At 31.5% G+C, this 17,110-nt stretch carries 17 protein-coding genes; 7 read left to right on the top strand and 10 right to left on the bottom strand.

What is annotated here, in order from left to right; translation table 11 throughout:
• Nucleotides 1–69: 69 nt before the first annotated feature.
• Nucleotides 70–1,080: an aldose epimerase family protein gene (locus tag HMPREF2663_RS04350; RefSeq protein WP_070845864.1), complete on the bottom strand. Its 1,011-nt coding sequence runs from the start codon at nt 1,078–1,080 to the stop codon at nt 70–72.
• A 590-nt stretch (nt 1,081–1,670) separates the two neighbouring features.
• Between HMPREF2663_RS04350 and HMPREF2663_RS04345 the strand changes: the two genes are divergently transcribed.
• Nucleotides 1,671–3,281 (top strand): ribulokinase, encoded by a 1,611-nt coding sequence (locus HMPREF2663_RS04345; RefSeq protein WP_070845862.1) that lies wholly within the window; start codon nt 1,671–1,673, stop codon nt 3,279–3,281.
• 487 nt (nt 3,282–3,768) lie between these two features.
• Here the strand turns inward: HMPREF2663_RS04345 and HMPREF2663_RS04340 are convergent, their stop codons facing one another.
• Nucleotides 3,769–4,341, bottom strand: coding sequence for a DUF805 domain-containing protein (locus tag HMPREF2663_RS04340; RefSeq protein WP_002447243.1), 573 nt, complete (start codon nt 4,339–4,341; stop codon nt 3,769–3,771).
• A 207-nt stretch (nt 4,342–4,548) separates the two neighbouring features.
• On the opposite strand from HMPREF2663_RS04340, the gene HMPREF2663_RS04335 reads away from it, so the two are divergent.
• Nucleotides 4,549–5,157 (top strand): DNA-3-methyladenine glycosylase, encoded by a 609-nt coding sequence (locus HMPREF2663_RS04335; protein WP_002457274.1) that lies wholly within the window; start codon nt 4,549–4,551, stop codon nt 5,155–5,157.
• Nucleotides 5,158–5,310: 153 nt separating this feature from the next.
• Here HMPREF2663_RS04335 and HMPREF2663_RS04330 read toward each other — a convergent pair whose 3' ends face one another.
• The 3 genes from HMPREF2663_RS04330 to HMPREF2663_RS04320 are packed head-to-tail and all read right to left on the bottom strand — an operon-like array spanning nt 5,311 to nt 6,988.
• Nucleotides 5,311–6,114, bottom strand: coding sequence for a DUF4097 family beta strand repeat-containing protein (locus tag HMPREF2663_RS04330; protein ID WP_070592454.1), 804 nt, complete (start codon nt 6,112–6,114; stop codon nt 5,311–5,313).
• On the bottom strand, nt 6,111–6,671 hold the full coding sequence (locus tag HMPREF2663_RS04325; protein ID WP_002475769.1) for a DUF1700 domain-containing protein: 561 nt from the start codon (nt 6,669–6,671) through the stop codon (nt 6,111–6,113). The genes HMPREF2663_RS04330 and HMPREF2663_RS04325 overlap by 4 nt, the downstream gene beginning before the upstream one ends.
• Nucleotides 6,668–6,988: a PadR family transcriptional regulator gene (locus HMPREF2663_RS04320; protein ID WP_002447239.1), complete on the bottom strand. Its 321-nt coding sequence runs from the start codon at nt 6,986–6,988 to the stop codon at nt 6,668–6,670. The genes HMPREF2663_RS04325 and HMPREF2663_RS04320 overlap by 4 nt, the downstream gene beginning before the upstream one ends.
• A 318-nt stretch (nt 6,989–7,306) precedes the next feature.
• On the opposite strand from HMPREF2663_RS04320, the gene gltS reads away from it, so the two are divergent.
• A complete protein-coding gene (gltS, locus tag HMPREF2663_RS04315) occupies nt 7,307–8,515 on the top strand; it encodes a sodium/glutamate symporter (protein ID WP_002447238.1) in 1,209 nt (402 codons plus the stop codon).
• A gap of 155 nt (nt 8,516–8,670) precedes the next feature.
• Here the strand turns inward: gltS and fni are convergent, their stop codons facing one another.
• Together fni and corA are read right to left on the bottom strand one after the other, a co-directional pair.
• Nucleotides 8,671–9,720: a type 2 isopentenyl-diphosphate Delta-isomerase gene (gene fni, locus HMPREF2663_RS04310; protein ID WP_002490796.1), complete on the bottom strand. Its 1,050-nt coding sequence runs from the start codon at nt 9,718–9,720 to the stop codon at nt 8,671–8,673.
• Nucleotides 9,721–9,763: 43 nt separating this feature from the next.
• Nucleotides 9,764–10,711 (bottom strand): magnesium/cobalt transporter CorA, encoded by a 948-nt coding sequence (corA, locus tag HMPREF2663_RS04305; RefSeq protein ID WP_002490798.1) that lies wholly within the window; start codon nt 10,709–10,711, stop codon nt 9,764–9,766.
• 106 nt (nt 10,712–10,817) lie between these two features.
• Between corA and HMPREF2663_RS04300 the strand changes: the two genes are divergently transcribed.
• Entirely contained in the window at nt 10,818–11,294 is a 477-nt protein-coding gene (locus tag HMPREF2663_RS04300) for a thioesterase family protein (protein ID WP_002475057.1), read from the top strand.
• A gap of 2 nt (nt 11,295–11,296) precedes the next feature.
• Nucleotides 11,297–11,683: a hypothetical protein gene (locus HMPREF2663_RS04295; protein WP_002475060.1), complete on the top strand. Its 387-nt coding sequence runs from the start codon at nt 11,297–11,299 to the stop codon at nt 11,681–11,683.
• A 138-nt stretch (nt 11,684–11,821) separates the two neighbouring features.
• Here HMPREF2663_RS04295 and HMPREF2663_RS04290 read toward each other — a convergent pair whose 3' ends face one another.
• Nucleotides 11,822–12,721 carry an alpha/beta hydrolase gene (locus tag HMPREF2663_RS04290; protein ID WP_002475061.1) on the bottom strand — a complete coding sequence of 300 codons (900 nt, stop codon included), beginning with the start codon at nt 12,719–12,721 and terminating at the stop codon, nt 11,822–11,824.
• A 217-nt stretch (nt 12,722–12,938) separates the two neighbouring features.
• On the opposite strand from HMPREF2663_RS04290, the gene HMPREF2663_RS04285 reads away from it, so the two are divergent.
• Nucleotides 12,939–13,571 (top strand): hypothetical protein, encoded by a 633-nt coding sequence (locus HMPREF2663_RS04285; protein WP_002475059.1) that lies wholly within the window; start codon nt 12,939–12,941, stop codon nt 13,569–13,571.
• A 179-nt stretch (nt 13,572–13,750) separates the two neighbouring features.
• On the opposite strand, the gene HMPREF2663_RS04280 is transcribed toward HMPREF2663_RS04285, so the two are convergent.
• Both HMPREF2663_RS04280 and HMPREF2663_RS04275 read right to left on the bottom strand, forming a co-directional pair.
• Nucleotides 13,751–15,727 carry a DHA2 family efflux MFS transporter permease subunit gene (locus tag HMPREF2663_RS04280; RefSeq protein WP_020363047.1) on the bottom strand — a complete coding sequence of 659 codons (1,977 nt, stop codon included), beginning with the start codon at nt 15,725–15,727 and terminating at the stop codon, nt 13,751–13,753.
• Between the two features lie 12 nt (nt 15,728–15,739).
• On the bottom strand, nt 15,740–16,387 hold the full coding sequence (locus HMPREF2663_RS04275) for an HlyD family secretion protein (RefSeq protein WP_001831502.1): 648 nt from the start codon (nt 16,385–16,387) through the stop codon (nt 15,740–15,742).
• Between the two features lie 140 nt (nt 16,388–16,527).
• Here HMPREF2663_RS04275 and HMPREF2663_RS04270 point away from each other — a divergent pair, with 140 nt between their 5' ends.
• Nucleotides 16,528–17,079 carry a TetR/AcrR family transcriptional regulator gene (locus HMPREF2663_RS04270; protein ID WP_002475293.1) on the top strand — a complete coding sequence of 184 codons (552 nt, stop codon included), beginning with the start codon at nt 16,528–16,530 and terminating at the stop codon, nt 17,077–17,079.
• The last annotated feature ends 31 nt before the right edge of the window (nt 17,080–17,110 follow it).

The raw sequence follows: 17,110 nt of genomic DNA, 5'->3' as shown, positions 1-17,110 counted from the left end.
GAGTCTGAAACTTTTAAGCTCAGACTCTCATATGTATTGCAATGAATGATGATCATCATCATAAAAATACTACTTTTCATGAATTTGAAAACTTGTTTTAGATGTAAATAATGTATCTGCCTCTAAAATAGACTGAGCTTTGGCGCCGTACATATTTATATCATTAGGCATATATTGAGTTTCGATGGAAAATCCAGAATGCGCCTTATAAATATTAAAATCATTGTTCCAAACTTGTGGATTATTAAACGTAAACATTACAAAGTGAGGCATATCAGTCTTAATATTAAGTTCAAATTCAGAATTATCAATGGTAAGCTCATTTCCACCAAATTCGAAAGGATGATCAATGCCATTATAATGATTAATTTGTTGTTGCAAAGTTTCATTGTCACTTTCAAAAATATCTTTTAAATAGACTTTTTTTGTACCCAATAATCGATGTAAATCAAGAGATTGCTCCTCTTTAACAATATGTTTATCATTTAACATATACATTTTTAATTCTGAACTATTAATACAGTGGTTATACACAACATTGTTATCACGATTCAAATTAAAATAAACATGATTTGAAGGATTAAATACTGTTTTTTTTGTTGATTTTGCCTCATATTGTACGGACCATCGATGATTGGCATCATAAGTGTGAATAACCTTTACCATCATATCTCCAGGATAATTGTCCTCTTCTTCTTTAATCGTTGTTGTGAATATAATCTTTACTTGTCCAATATCATCAACTATTTCATAATCAAAAATACGTCTATTTAATCCATGACTGCCCCCATGCAAATGATGTTGACCATCATTTGATTCTATTTGAAAAGTATCATCATCTAATTTAAATGATGCATTTTCAATTCTACCTGCATAGCGACCTATCGTAGCACCAAAATTAAAAGGTTCTTCAAAATAAAATTCATCTGCTTCTACTACATTCCCCAAAACGATATTGTTATCATGGTATTTCCAAGAAACAATTCTTGCACCATAGTTTGTAAATACAATTTTCGTATCGTCATTATCAATTTTAATTAAATCTAAACCGTGTCTTTGATGTTCAACTTTAGATATCATTACATAATCTCCCTTTCAACCTTGTAAAATTAACGCCCTTCTAACTATATTTCAATGACTAAAGGCCTCTATCTCACCTGTCCTAATTCCCCTCATCACCTTAGTTAACAGTGTTTATAATTACTTACTTATATCAATTTGATTTGTATTTATAATCGCCAGCCTAGCGATTGATTTAAAAGTTAATAATGATATAAGAACATCTGCTTTTAATTGGACAAATTTTTACATAGAAGAACGTTCAAAGTCTTACATTACTTTCAATTCCCTGATTTTTTAAGACGTTCGCCATAAAAGGGGTAGCTTTTTGGCTAAACAAATCAAACACTTTATACTTTAAAATAGCAATATAAGACTTTTTAAATTCAACTTTTATCAACAGTGTTTCACTTACATATTGTTACACTTTTTCTTGTAATATTCCATAGATTTCGGCAATTAACGTAAATAAATTGTATGTCAGATGATTCGAAAATATAATTATTATTTTTGTAAACACTTACATTCATGTAAACTATACTTAAACATCAAATCGTCGACTCAGAACAATATGATTGATTACAATTACGCTATATATAGGAGGCATACACATGAGTTATAGTATAGGAATTGATTTTGGAACCGCTTCTGGAAGGGTGATATTAGCTGACACATCCAACGGACATATCATATCAAGATATGAGGAAAACTATGCGAACGGAACTTATATGAACTCATTATATGATAAACCGTTACCTGAAAACTACTTCTTACAAAATGCTGACGACTATTTACAAATTCTTGAACAAGGTGTTCAATTTGTATTAGAAGATAGTAAAGTTAATAAAAACAATGTGGTTGGTATTGGAGTCGACTTTACAAGCAGTACAATTATCTTTCTCGATGAACAATTTGAACCGCTTCATCGTCATGAAGATTTAAAGACAAATCCACACGCGTACGTAAAATTATGGAAACATCATGGAGCTCAAGATGAGGCAAACCATATGATTCAGATGAGTAAGAATAAAAATTGGTTAGATTATTATGGCTCAAGCGTAAATAGCGAATGGATGATACCGAAAATCATGGAAGTTAAACATGAAGCACCAGAAATTCTTAGAAGAGCACGGTATATAATGGAAGCTGGAGATTACATTACTAGTATACTAACAAATTCAAATGTACGATCAAATTGTGGTATTGGCTTTAAAGGTTTTTGGGACAATGATGCAGGATTTAATTACGAGTTCTTCCATAGCGTGGATCCTGATTTACCTAAAATCGTCAAAGAAAAATGTGAAGCGCCAATCATATCAATTGGAAAAAGTGCAGGTCGTTTATGTAAAGACTATCAACAGATATGGGGGCTTTCTCAAGATGTCCAGGTTTCACCTTTTATCATAGATGCACATTCTGGCGTCTTAGGTGTTGGGGCAATAGAAGCTGGAGAATTCACTGCAGTCATTGGTACAAGTACTTGTCATCTCATGTTAGATTCAAAGCAAGTACCCATTTCTTCTATAACTGGCTCAGTTAAAAATGCTATTATACCTGGATTATATGCCTATGAAGCTGGTCAACCAGCTGTCGGTGATTTGTTCGAATACTCAAAGAACCAAGCACCTAAACATATTGTGGATAAAGCAAATGAACATCATATGCCTGTGCTTAACTATTTAGAAGAATTAGCAAGTCATATTAAAATAGAAGAACAACATGTTGTTGTTTTAGATTGGTTGAATGGAAATCGTAGTATACTAAGTAATAGCCATCTAACTGGAAGTATCTTTGGTCTTACACTTCAAACACCATATGAAATGATTCATCGAGCATATATTGAAGCTACAGCATTTGGAACAAAATTAATTATGAAACAATTTGAAGATAATCATATCCCTGTTCATACAGTATATGCATCTGGCGGTATCCCACAAAAGAGTAAATTACTCGTTGAAATTTATGCAAATGTCTTAAATAAAAAGGTTGTCGTCTTAGATTCGTCTAATGCTTCAGCATTAGGTGCAGCGATGTTAGGTGCAACTGTTGGTAACGCATATAGTACATTAAAAGAGGCGGCATTATCTATGAAGCAACCTATAGCTTATATACAAGAACCTGAATTCCAAAAAGTTCAAGCATATGAACCACTTTACCATAAATATTGTGAACTACATGATTTATTAGGTCGTCAATATCCTGAATTATCATATTTGATTTAAGTTGTTATCCCTTTCAAGACGTTTAATTTTAATCACCGATACCATGATTAAAGTTGAAATGAATAAACATGTCAGCATTGATGCAATAGGACGTCGATGCATAAGAAGTTCCACAGTGATATGAATCAGCAAATATATAGCGAAATTAATCTTAAGCTAAACTCGTTGTTTTTTATTGACTTAATGACGTTTAATAAATTCTGGTTTTCTATAAACATGTATTTTTCTATCATCATATAGCATGAAGAACAAAATAAGTATCACAAAAATAACTAAACTTGATAATTAAAGCTTAACTTGAGCTTTTGTTATCAGAGGAACGACAACAAAAGAGCTAAAATACATATAAAGGCATACAAGGATTAATAACTACTTGATAATGCTTACGCTGAATACATGAACATTTTCAATTCAATCAAAAACTATCAATACAATTAAAGTACCCGAGACAATCATGATTGTCTCGGGCTATATTATTGTTTAAATTTTATTTATCAACTGGATTAGCATTATCACCATGGAAATTTGTCTCGTTGCAATTGTACTTTGGACTTGGTCCATATTTATTAGACTCTGTTTTACTATCTAAGCAAGTCAATACTAATATTAATATCGACCCAATCCAGTAGATTAAGCAGATAATTCCCATAAATATTAATACCGCTGAATTATCTATATTTAATATATAATTAAAAGCAGATACAATGATAGTGAAAACATAAAAAATAATCGGAAGAGTCATCGTCATTGAGCGATCATGGAATCTTCTTGATAATATCGCAACATTAGGTATTAATGTAACTAAACTATAAATAAAAATATAAATTAAAGAAAAGATTAAAATTCCTACCCCCAACAAGATAAATCCTTCACTTTTAAAAGTTTCACTTGATATTAAAAAGATAAATCCAAAAGCGTAACCAATAATTGCAGGAATCATAAAAATTAAATGCCATAACATAGCAAACCAATACTCACTTCTACGTGAGCGCCCTTTAAAATTAAAATAGTTAGTCCAAAATAATTTAAAAGCTTGTGTAAATCTAACTTTTTCTCTCATTAGATATACTCCTTTTCATTTTGTCATTAAAACAAGTGTTTTAAATCAATACATTATTTGTTACATTAAAAAGAGTTTATTTCTATTAAAACTCATAATGAAAGTATAACAAAAAGTATTTTAAATAAAAATAGTAATATAAAACATAATATTTCAATTTACAATTTTTTAAGTAAATTCTTTTAATAAAAAAGAGAGATGATATATTTGGACTTTATAAATCAGCAGACAACTCAAACTGCAAAAGCTTTATTAGGTGTTAAAATTATATACCAAGATGATTATCAAACATATACTGGATATATTGTAGAAACTGAAGCTTATTTAGGTATACAAGATAAAGCAGCACATGGTTTTGGTGGCAAAATAACGCCAAAAGTGACATCTTTATATAAAAAAGGTGGCACGATATATGCACATGTGATGCATACGCATTTATTAATAAACTTTGTTACACGGACTGAGGGCATTCCAGAAGGTGTACTTATTCGTGCTATTGAACCAGATGAAGGTATCGGCGCTATGAACGTCAATCGTGGAAAATCTGGATACGAGCTCACTAATGGTCCAGGAAAGTGGACTAAAGCTTTCAATATTCCACGGTCAATTGATGGCTCAACCTTAAATGACTGTAAATTATCTATAGATACCAATCATCGCAAATATCCAAAAACTATTGTAGAAAGTGGTCGAATAGGTATTCCTAATAAAGGAGAATGGACAAATAAACCACTACGTTTTACTGTTAAAGGCAATCCATATGTCTCTAGAATGCGCAAATCAGATTTTCAAAATCCCGACGATACATGGAAATAAAAAAGGGAGCAGGATATTATTATTTGTCCTACTTCCTTTTTCTAAATTTATTCAAATTAAAATCTGCAGAAAAGTGCATTTTAAAATACACTATTTATTGTTTATTGAAAATACTTGTTTCCTTAATTTTGAGCTAATGATAGAAAAATGCCTTTATTTTACTGTAATATCTCCATTTTCATTAATTAATTTCACTTTATTATTCCCATTGTCAACTTTACTATGATTTAACACACGATGATCGATGTCTGTTTGTCCTTCTTCATTACGAGTGATGATTTGGGTGTGATGAAGTTCTTTTTTATAATTCAAGTTTATATCCCCTTCTTCATTTTTAATACGTAAAGGAATATCAGGGGGCAATTGTTCCATTTGAATATCCCCATTGTCATTTTGAATATCAGCATGATTAAAATGAATATCTTTCGTATGAATATCTCCATCCTCATTATGAAGCGTCACCTTTTTATATCGTCCGTTTTGAACTTTAATGTCTCCAGATTTAGTATCAAATCTTCCTGTGTCACTATTTACTCCAACAACATTTAAATCCCCATCATTAGTCTTAATATCTATGTTTTTAATATATTTAGGTACTGTAATCGTAATATGATTACTAACATGACCTTGTATTCTAAAATTAATATGCGGCCTTGTTTGACGCTCTGTAATTACCCAATGTTGATTGTTCACCTTGCTAGTGACGTTTAAATTTTTGTCATTCCCTTTGGACTTAACCGAAAAATGTTCACCTTTTTTCACAATTATATCGCTTACTTTTCCATCAACGTAAATACTTTTCACAGTATTATCATCATAGTTTTTCATTAAATTTATTGTTTGATCATTATATTGCTTGTCTTTACTCAATTTTTTATTTTGTGCATATACTCCCACGCTACAAATAATAATTAGTGACAAGCCTATTAATAATATTATCGCTGAAATTTTTTTCATGATTGTACACTTCCTTTGACAATAGAAATATTCCATTTTAAATATTTCATAGTTAAGTAAAATAGCCACTTAATGAGGTAGTAAGTCACCACTGCAAGTACAAGTCCAACACCAAACATTAAACCAGTCATAAATATGTCATATAGGATAATGGAATGAAAACCATCCATAATTCCTTTAATGAGCAACATCAATGGTGCAACTAGTGAAGCTAGAGTAAAAATGATGAAGGTTAATACGAGCAGAATGCTTAAAAAAGCTGGTATTATAACAATAAAAAAGTTAAGCAAACTTAGCCCCATTACTGCTACAATTGCGGATGAAATATTCATTAAGGACACTTTTTGATGTGCATTTTCTACACTAAAAGTAGCTGTAAGTTCCTTACCTATTACTTTTGGATTACCTAACTCTTTACATACTTCTGATTCAGACTTTCCCTCTTGCTGTCCGCTATAAAAGTGCGTATCGTACTCATTCAAAATATCTTCTTTTTCTTCTTTATTCATATGTTTCAAATGCCTTTTAAGTTCTTTTAAATAATCATTTTTATTCATTCATTCTCACTCTCCTCAATGAAATGTTCTACAGCTTCCGTAAACAATTTCCATTCCTCTTCCAATTGATCAACCCTCGCAGCCCCTTGTTGAGTTAATTGATAGTACTTTCGAGACGGTCCTTCAGTTGAAGGTTGATAATACGTACTCAGTTCCCCGCTTTTAACCAAACGCCTTAGTAGAGGATAAACTGTACCTTCAGCTATGGTCATGTATCTCGAGATATTTTGTACAAGTGAATAACCATACTGATCTTCTTTTTTAATAATAAGCAGAACGATTAATTCTAAAGCACCTTTCTTAAACTGTGCATTCATATACCTACCTCCTCAATCGTATAAACAGTATTAAACTATACACAGTAGTGATTCAAAATAACTATAGCATCTACTACTATACATTGCAAGGTACTGTGTCTAATTTATTAATACACACGTCTTTATACAAATTTCGTCATCTTTTATTGATAAATTATAAAAATTAATAATTATAATTTACTTATATCATTATTTGGCAAACTGGATTTATTTCATTTGTGTATGTATAATGTGTATTATGGGACTTTATAAGGTTTACATTGAATTACTTTAATATATTACTAGTTATATAGGGTTTCATACAAAGGGGGCTTTTAAATGATAGAATTTGATGCAATTACCACATTATGTTTGGCATGTGTTTTATATTTAATTGGTCAAACAATAATCAACCATGTTTCTATTTTAAGGCGAATCTGTATTCCAGCACCTGTCATTGGTGGTCTTTTATTTGCAATATTAGTGGCTATATTAGATTCATTTAATATCGTTAAAATAAAACTTGACTCGGCGTTCATTCAGAATTTCTTTATGCTCGCTTTCTTTACTACAATTGGACTGGGCGCATCATTAAAACTATTCAAAATTGGTGGAAAAGTCATGTTGATTTATTTCACTTTTTGTGGAATTATGGCTATTTGTCAGAATATTATTGGTGTATCACTCGCTAAACTCTTAAACATTAAACCTTTATTAGGTCTTACAGCAGGTTCAATGTCAATGGAGGGTGGTCACGGTAATGCTGCAGCTTATGGTAAAACCTTACAAGATATGGGTGTAGATTCAGCAGTTGCAGCTGCTTTAGCTGCCGCTACACTAGGCCTTGTATTCGGTGGACTCATTGGCGGTCCCATCGTTAAATATTTAATAAAACGCTATGATCTTAAGCCAGAGCATCGTGACGATTCATTTAAAAATTATGGTATCGTTGAATACAATCAATCATTACATACAAAATATAAACCTATTCAAGTCTTTTTTATACAATTTTCTATACTCGTATTTTGCATGGCATTAGGAACATATATTGGCAATACTTTTACCGATTTAACCGGAGTTAATATTCCAATGTATGTTGGTTCAATGTTTGTAGCAGTAATTATTAGAAATGCTACAGACTTTATTGGTTGGGATATCGTTGATTTAAAAATGAGCGAACAAATAGGTGATATTTCATTAGGCATCTTTTTATCATTAGCTTTAATGAGTATCCAACTAACTCAAATATATTCTTTAGCTATCCCACTAATCATAATTGTTCTTGTACAAGTCGTATTTATGGTACTGTTCTCGATTTTCATATTATTTAAAGGACTCGGCAAAGATTATGACGCTGCTGTTATGGTAGGAGGATTTATTGGTCATGGTCTGGGCGCAACACCAAATGCGATGGCTAATTTAGATGTTATCACTAAAAAGTTTGGCAACTCTCCTAAAGCATATCTAGTAGTTCCTATTGTTGGTGCTTTCCTCATCGACTTAATCGGTGTAATTATTGTTATGAGTTTTATTCAACTTTTCAGTTAAACCATTCACCTTTTTTATTATAAGTACACGCTTTATAATAAAAACCTCTTATATTTCGGCATAACAATAAAAAAAACGATAATTCCTATAAATCTCACTTGGGAATTATCGTTTTATTTGTATGTTGAAATTATTACAATATACTATTTCATTTTTTATCTTCTATTTAAATGAAGGCCACGTTGATTGATCCATGATATCAACTCCGGACTCATTACGATATCTGCTTGTCGTAAACACTCAATGTTCGGTGCATCTAACATCGTCATAATTTTTTTCATATGTTGAATAAAAGACTCTACATAGTCGATGGTATTTGTAATACCTGATTGTTCTACTTGATTTAAGAACGGGCGAGACATCCCTATTGCTTTTGCACCTAATGCTAAACATTTTACAGCATCGAGTGGCGTACGTAAGCCACCGCTAGCAAAAATATTTAATCGATCTTGAAATTCAGTACTCTCAAGTAAGGATTCTACGGTAGATTGTCCCCACTGAGATAAATAATTCATATCTTTATTCGAACGTCTTTCATTTTCAATATCAACAAAATTAGTCCCTCCGCGTCCACTGACATCAACATAGTTAACACCAATATCATGTAACGCTTGTAATGTTTCTTTACTCATTCCGAAACCAACTTCTTTAATAATAACTGGAACATCAACGCGTTTAACAATAGATTCAATATTCGACATCCATGAAGCAAATTCACGGTTCCCTTCTGGCATGACTAATTCTTGAGGAGAGTTCACATGAATTTGTAGCGCTTGAGCGTCTAATAATTCAACCGCTTGTAGCGCTTTATCCACTGGTACATCGGCACCCACATTGCTGAAAATTGTTCCTTTGGGATTTGTTTTACGCACAATGCTAAATGTTTCAATCATATTAGGATTTCGCAAAGCTGCATGTGTTGATCCCACCGCCATTGCAATTCCAGTTTCTCTAGCAACAATTGCTAATTTTTCATTAATTTGTTTTGTCCAATCACTTCCACCAGTCATTGCATTTATATAGATTGGGTATGCCAAATCGAATTTCGTTGTATGACTTGTCATATCGACCTGACTAACATCAATACTGGGGATGGAATGATGAACAAATCTCACTTTATCAAAATCTGAAACCAGCGCATCTTTCTGTGACATTGCGATTTCTACATGTTCATTTTTCCTCTGTTCTCTTTGTGAGTCACTCATTAAAACACCCTACCTTTGTTAAATTATTTATATATATAAAGTTTTAAAACCATTTTTTCTTTTTAAAGAATATGATTAATATTATTGTTATAATTAGCATTAGAGTTAAGCACACGAAATAAGCATAATGCCATTTCAACTCAGGCATAAATTCGAAGTTCATTCCATATACACCAGCAATAAAAGTGAGTGGTGAGAATATAACAGATACAAGCGTAAGTATCTGCATTATACTGTTCATCCTAAATGACGTGAATGATTCATAATTTTCACGAATCTCATTCGTCATTTCTTGAGAAGTCCGAATAACACTTCTTTGTTTAATAAGATGATCATCAATATGTTGAATATACATTCTATGTTTGGCATCTTTAATTATATTTCCTTCTTGTTTCATTGTATCTACAACTTCTTGCATCGGAAATAATACGCGTTTAATTTTAATTAAATCCGAACGTAATTGAAAAACATTTTCCATAACACTCTTACTATAGCGGTCATCGACATGCTTGTCTTCAAAATTATACACTTTATCTTCAATACCATAAACAAAGTTAAAATATTTATCCACCATACAATCCAGAATATGAATGACGATATCTGCACAATCTAATTCACTATCATGATTTTCTGCATTGTATTGAGCTACACGCTTTAATGATGGGAAATGTTTGTGATGGTATGTCACTAAAACATTACCTTCTAAAAATACACTTAGTGAGATTGGTGAGTAATCATCATTAATAATACTATGAAATATCATATATTGATACGCGTCATATTCTTTATATTTAACTCGTGGGTCACCATTGATAGCATCATCTATTTCTAAGTAATTGAAATCAAAATGATTTTTTAAATACTCATTTTCTTCATCAGTGGCATTTTCAAAATCATACCATATAATCGTTGCATCTTTAGGAATCTCTTTCACATTTGAAACTAATGTAAGAGGTTGCGATAAAGATTGAAATCTAACGGTCACCGTCATCTTTCTTACCCCCTCATACTTTATAAATTACATTTTATCATGAATTATGTTACATGTATGTGCTCTTTTCGGTTAGTATAGTGTTATAACTAAGGAGGTTAAATAAATGAACAAGACATTTACCGTAACCCGAACTGTGACAGAAGATGCTATAGATGATAATAATCATATGCATGACGCATATTATAATATTATTTTTAGCGAAGTCATTAATAAATTCAATGAGGTTCATGGTTTATCATTACCAGAGAGAGACCGTCTACAGTATACAGTTTTTACTGTTGAAACACATACTACTTTTTTACATGAATTAACACTTGGTCAAGAATTCAATATAGAGTTATTCCTTTATAATTACGATGACAAACGAACTCATTTCTTTCTGAGAATGTTAATTGATAATCAAGAAGTTGTTGCAACCAATGAGGTTATGATGTTAGGAATAGATAGGACACAACGTCGTGCTGCACCATTTCCAAAACATTATCTGAATGCCATACAAGATTATGCTCATAAGCAAGAAAAAATTGAATGGCCAGCACAATTAGGCCACTCAATTGGAATACCATATAAAGGAGAATAATAATGTCTATAAGAGAAAAATTAGTAATAGAGCTCATGAATTTAAAAGACACTGTAAAATACGAATTGTCAGAATTAAATGAACAACAATATTTGTTTATGAACGGCCCAGCATCTCAATTGATGAAGCGTGCTATGAAAATGAGCTATATTCTAGGCCAAAAAGAAGCAATTGATTACCTTTTATTACTTATCGACACTAGCCATGAGAATGTCTTACTAGATCACTGTCATGACTATCAAAAACAAATTCAAAGTAAACAATTCTCTTTACAAGAAGATATTATTCACCAAATAAATCAGTCAAAGGACTTCGAATCATTTCTATCAACTTACTATGTAAATAAAGGCAAATATGATATCATCAGCAAAATACAAACTTTCCTTTAATAAATACTATTGTTTAAACAAAATGATTATCTCATTCATCACCAGTTGATAAGCATAGCATTGGTAATTGACTTCATCCTTCCTTTTAGAACAACATTCATATCACTTTTAAAATTCAGTTAGCAATCTATTCAATTCCTACTCTAAAATTGATTTAGTGATGTGTTTTAACACCTTGTGGGATTGGCGTATGGGATAGAAAGGAAAATCATGCACCATTTTAGGATACTCTTTAAACTCAACATCGTTCCCACATTCCTCTAGAGCATGAGTAAATGCATGCATGTCTGGGCTTAATATTTCTCTGCCACCTCCATACATATATATAGGTGGCAACCCTTTTAGAGTACCATATAATGGTGATATACGCGCGTCTGATAAAGGTAAATCATTTGCCCAAGATTTCATGAGTTGATGAACACCAAATCGACTAACTAAGATATCATTTTCTTCCAACGTTTGCGTAATATTAGGATTAGTTAAAGTGGCATCTAAAAGTGGTGAAAGTAAAAATAACTTTCTAGGCACTTCTTGATTATCATTGATAAGTGATTGAACAAAACTTAATGCTAGTCCCCCACCAGAACCATCCCCCATCATAACAATGTTGTCCGCACCAACTTCTTCAACTAATTGATTATAAACGTCACGAATCGCTTTGAACGTTTCTAAGTAGTGATAATCCGGTGACTTGGGATAGATAGGTAAAACGACCTCATGCAATGTATTTAAAGTTAGTTTATCCAAAAGTCTCCAATGAAATGGAGAAGGTTGCAAAGTATTATATCCACCATGCAGATAGAGTATCTTTTGATTCTTCTCATGTCTAAAATTAAATCTAAACACTTGCATATCATTAAGAGTAAGTTTATCTAAATTTGACTTTACATTAAGTGTCGCAGGTTGCTGATGTTTTTTACTATTTTCGATACTTCTCTTTTCTAAAAATTTTTTAACTTCATCATGACTACTAAAAAATATCGATCTATTGTGAAGGATGTATTTATTAACCACGCGATTCATCATTCTATTTTTCATTAATCAATCTACCTACCTCTATTTAAAATTTTAAATTTAAGAAATAATTTGTTTAAATATCTATATACCTTTGCAAAAAAAAGATATAATGATAAGTATGTCATTTTAAAGAAATATTTTTTAATCAATACTTAGGATACTAGATTAAACCCAATTATAACAGACATAAAATTAAAAAGATAAACTTAGTAAATTTGCATCTAAAGGAGGCATTTAAATGTCTGAAACATTACAAAACCAAAAACAATTCAACTCTCAATTTGAGCATCAAGAGATCCATCGTGGGAAAAGATATGGTAAAAAGAAACGCTCATGGGTAAGTCTCATTATTCAAGTTTTCGTTTTAGTATTAACTGCTATTACTGGCTATAGCATGCTTAAACAACCTATATTTAAAATTTCATTTGTAAATGAAACTATAAATTTTCATCAATTAAGAAATTTTCAAGATACCGTTACGCAAATCGGCAATTTAAATTTAGGTAATATTGATCAATTACAACAGTCTGTCGATAATCTCATCATTATATTTAATATTTTCTTTGTCCTATGTCTTATTAGTTTGTTTGTAACCGTAATTACAATTATTTTTAATCGCACAGCACTTAAAGTAGTCAATATATTACTTTTAGCTATTATGCTAGTCATTACATTGTATTTCAGTTATATCATACATACAATTGCTCAGAAAATTTCCGAATCTCTAAAACAATATTATTTAACAGTATCACCAGAACAAGTATTAACTGAAGCAGATGCGATTCACAATGCACTGATACTCATTGGATGTAGTATTGCGTTATTGATTGTAAGTTTGTTTTTCCGTAATCGTTTACCACGTATTAAATAAAGATGATTTTAATGTTCTTTTAATACGAGAATCATCTCTTTTGTTTATGATTCCGCGACATAAAGTTTCTGGATAAGTGAAAAAGACAAATTCTATTGAAATAATATAGAATTTGTCTTTTTATAAAAATAACCACCTAGACGCTCTTAACGTCGTAGGTGGTTATTTACATCTCTTAATTATTTATCTTGTTGCGAAGGATAATCTTCAGCATTTGCTTTTTCAGCTGATAATTGAGCCTTTTTCTTGCCCTGTAAGAACAAGCTTAATATCAGTGCAATCGCACTAATAATTGTAGCAACAATAAATGCATCATTTACACCTTCTACAGATGCAAGTTTATTGACATGTTCGAGTAATACTTTCATTGCTGCTGACTCACCACCATACTGTTGGGCAAGTTCACGCATATGGTCTTGAATGACGGGATTCGTTTTATCTAACTCTTCACTAAAAGCAGAAAGATGATTTGTTTGTTGTGTCGTCATAACCGTAACCAAAATAGCTGTACCAATTGAACCAGCTAATTGTCTCATTGTATTAACAAACGCATTACCATGAGAAATTAAGCGTGGTGGTAAAGCATTCATACCTGCTGTCATAATAGGCATCATTATAAACGCCATACCAAATGAACGCACAATATATATCCACATAATATGAAGATATGTTGTATCCATGTTTAATTTACTTAATTCCCATGTCGCATACGTCATAATACCAATACCAAATATTGCTAATGGTTTAATACCGATTGTATCTAACAATTTACCTGCCACCGGACCTAATGCTCCCATGACTAATGCACCTGGCAATAGTAATAATCCAGAGTCTAATGCTGAAAAACCTCTAAGATTTTGTAAATATAATGGAAGTAAAATCATTCCTCCGTATAAACTCATCATCACAATCATATTGATAATAGTTGTAAGTGTATAAGTTGGATATTTTAATACTTCCAAGTTCAACATTGGCGCTTTCATTCTTAGTTCTCTTAAAATAAAGAAGATAATGAAAACCGTACCAACAATAAACATTGTTACAATCTCGGTTGATCCCCATCCTTTATTACCGGCTTCTGAGAAACCATATAATAAGGAACCAAATCCAATCGTACTATAAATAATTCCAGGGATATCTGCTTTCGGATTTGTCGTACTTTGATACAACTTAAACCAAAACAGACCAATTACGATAGCAATAATACCTATAAAGAACATGCCGTAAAACATCACATTCCAATGATAATTTTGCACAATATAACCTGAAAGTGTTGGACCGATTGCAGGTGCTAATATCATTGCAATGCCCATTGTCCCCATTGCCACACCGCGTTTTTCAGGTGGGAAAATGGTAACAATAACGTTAGAACCTAACGGCATCAATATACCTGCGCCTATGGCTTGTAATACACGTCCACTCATCATAATTGGGAAATTAAATGAGATTGCACAAACTAAGGAACCTAACGTAAATAGTGCTAAACCTATAATAAACAATTTTCTATAAGAATATTTATTAAATAAAAAGGCACTAATAGGTATTAAAATACCGTTCACTAACATAAAACCAGTCATTAACCATTGACCAGTTGAGGCAGAAATATTAAACTCTGTGTTTATTTTAGGCAATGCAACATTTAATAGAGTTTGGTTTAGAATCGCGATAAACATACCAAATAACATTGCCGCTAATATTTTACCTCTAGTTATACCTTTACCAAAAATAAAGTTAGACTCTTGATTTTTAATTCTTTCATTAACTCTACCTTCAGTAGAATTTGGATCGATAGGGTTCAACACATCGCTCGATGCGTCATCTTCCTCTTGGTTCTTATGACTTAACGCGTTTCTATCCTCTTTACTATCTGTATTGATAGATTGAGATGCATTATCTATTTCTGAGTCAAAGTGATTTTTTCGTTTTTCATCTTCAATATCGTTTGATTGCGTTGAATCAGTATTTGACTTAGTTGTTTGTTCTAAATCGCTTGCTTTAAATTTAGATTGATTACTTTCTCTCTTAGAATCTATTGTCGAACGTTGTTCCACTCTTTTGTCTTTATTTTTTCTTTTACGCTTAATTAAAAAGAAATTAATAAAACCAATGAGTATGAGCGCTACTACAATATATATAATAATGAAGGTCGCTGTCATAAAATGACCCCCTTAATTTTTATGAATTTTAACTTCAGCGTTCATACCTGGGACAACATTTTTAGATGGATTAGAATCTAAAGAGATTTTTACGGGTACTACCTGAGAAACTTTCGTATAGTTACCGTCGCTATTTGATGAAGGCATCAATGAAAAGCTAGCTGCAGTCGCTTGGCCTACTTCTTCAACCTTACCTTTGATTGATGCTTTTTGACCGTCGATATCTACATCAACATCGTTGCCTTTTTCCACGTCAGAAATATCTTTTTCATCTACATTAGCTGTTATATATAGATCATCTAAATTATATGCATATGCAATTGGGTTCCCTGCTTGAGTCATAGAACCTTCGATACCATCTGTTTTAACAATCGTACCTTTTTGTGGCATTTTGATGTTCATATCTTTTGATTGCCCATCTTGGCCTTGTGCTAAAACTTCTGCTACTTTATCACCTTTATCAAGTTTGTCTCCTTGCTTAACATTAAGAGATTTAATTTGTCCAGATGCAGGACTTGAGATTTTTATTTGATCTCCATCAACTTTTGCATTGTCAGTTGTCACATAACTTGTTGTGTTATGCCAGAACCAAAAGCCTAACACACCAATAACAACTAGGACAATGATAGTAATCACATTGATTAATATCATTTTTTTCATGAATATACCCTCCTATTTGCTTTTAAAATTCACTTTATCTATTATAGAGATGTGTAAATAAAAAATACACCAACATTTTTAATAATTGTGTTGGTTTAGAGTTTATTTATTTAAATTTTCTTTTTGATTTAGGTGAATATATGAAACAACGTGCGAAATATAAAATAATAAAAAGTTTAATCGAACTTTTAGAATACTATCCTTTTGATGAAATAACCATTAAAATGATATGTGCTTATAGTGGCGTGAATCGCTCTACTTTTTATGATCATTTTCAAGATAAATATCAATTACTAGATAAGATTCAAAATTATCATTTAAACAAATATATGTCATTACTACAAGCCTTCTATAACGATTTTCATCATATCAAAACAGATCAAAAAAAATTATATAAATTTTTCTTATTGATAGCCAAATATATTAAACGTAAAGAAGCGTTCTACAGAGCAACGCTTGTAACATATCCTAATAAAGATATTGCATTAGATTACATTAACGCCACTAAAACATGTTATGAAAAAGTCATGGATAGATATGAAACCTCAATAAATAATAAACGTATGTTTATCATTTATTCAGTTGGTGGTCAAGCAGGTGTATTTATCGATTGGTTACGTAATGGATGCCTCGAATCTCCTCAAGAGGTTGCTCAAGTTCTTTTAGCAAATACAATTAAATTACAACGATAAAAAAGCTAAAACTCATTGAAAAATCACTCAA

This window comes from Staphylococcus sp. HMSC077D08, from assembly GCF_001837945.1.
In the GTDB taxonomy this organism is placed as follows: Bacteria; Bacillota; Bacilli; order Staphylococcales; family Staphylococcaceae; genus Staphylococcus; species Staphylococcus epidermidis.
The sequence above is the reverse complement of the archived record's forward strand: the minus strand, read 5'-3'. Positions and strand labels throughout refer to the sequence as shown.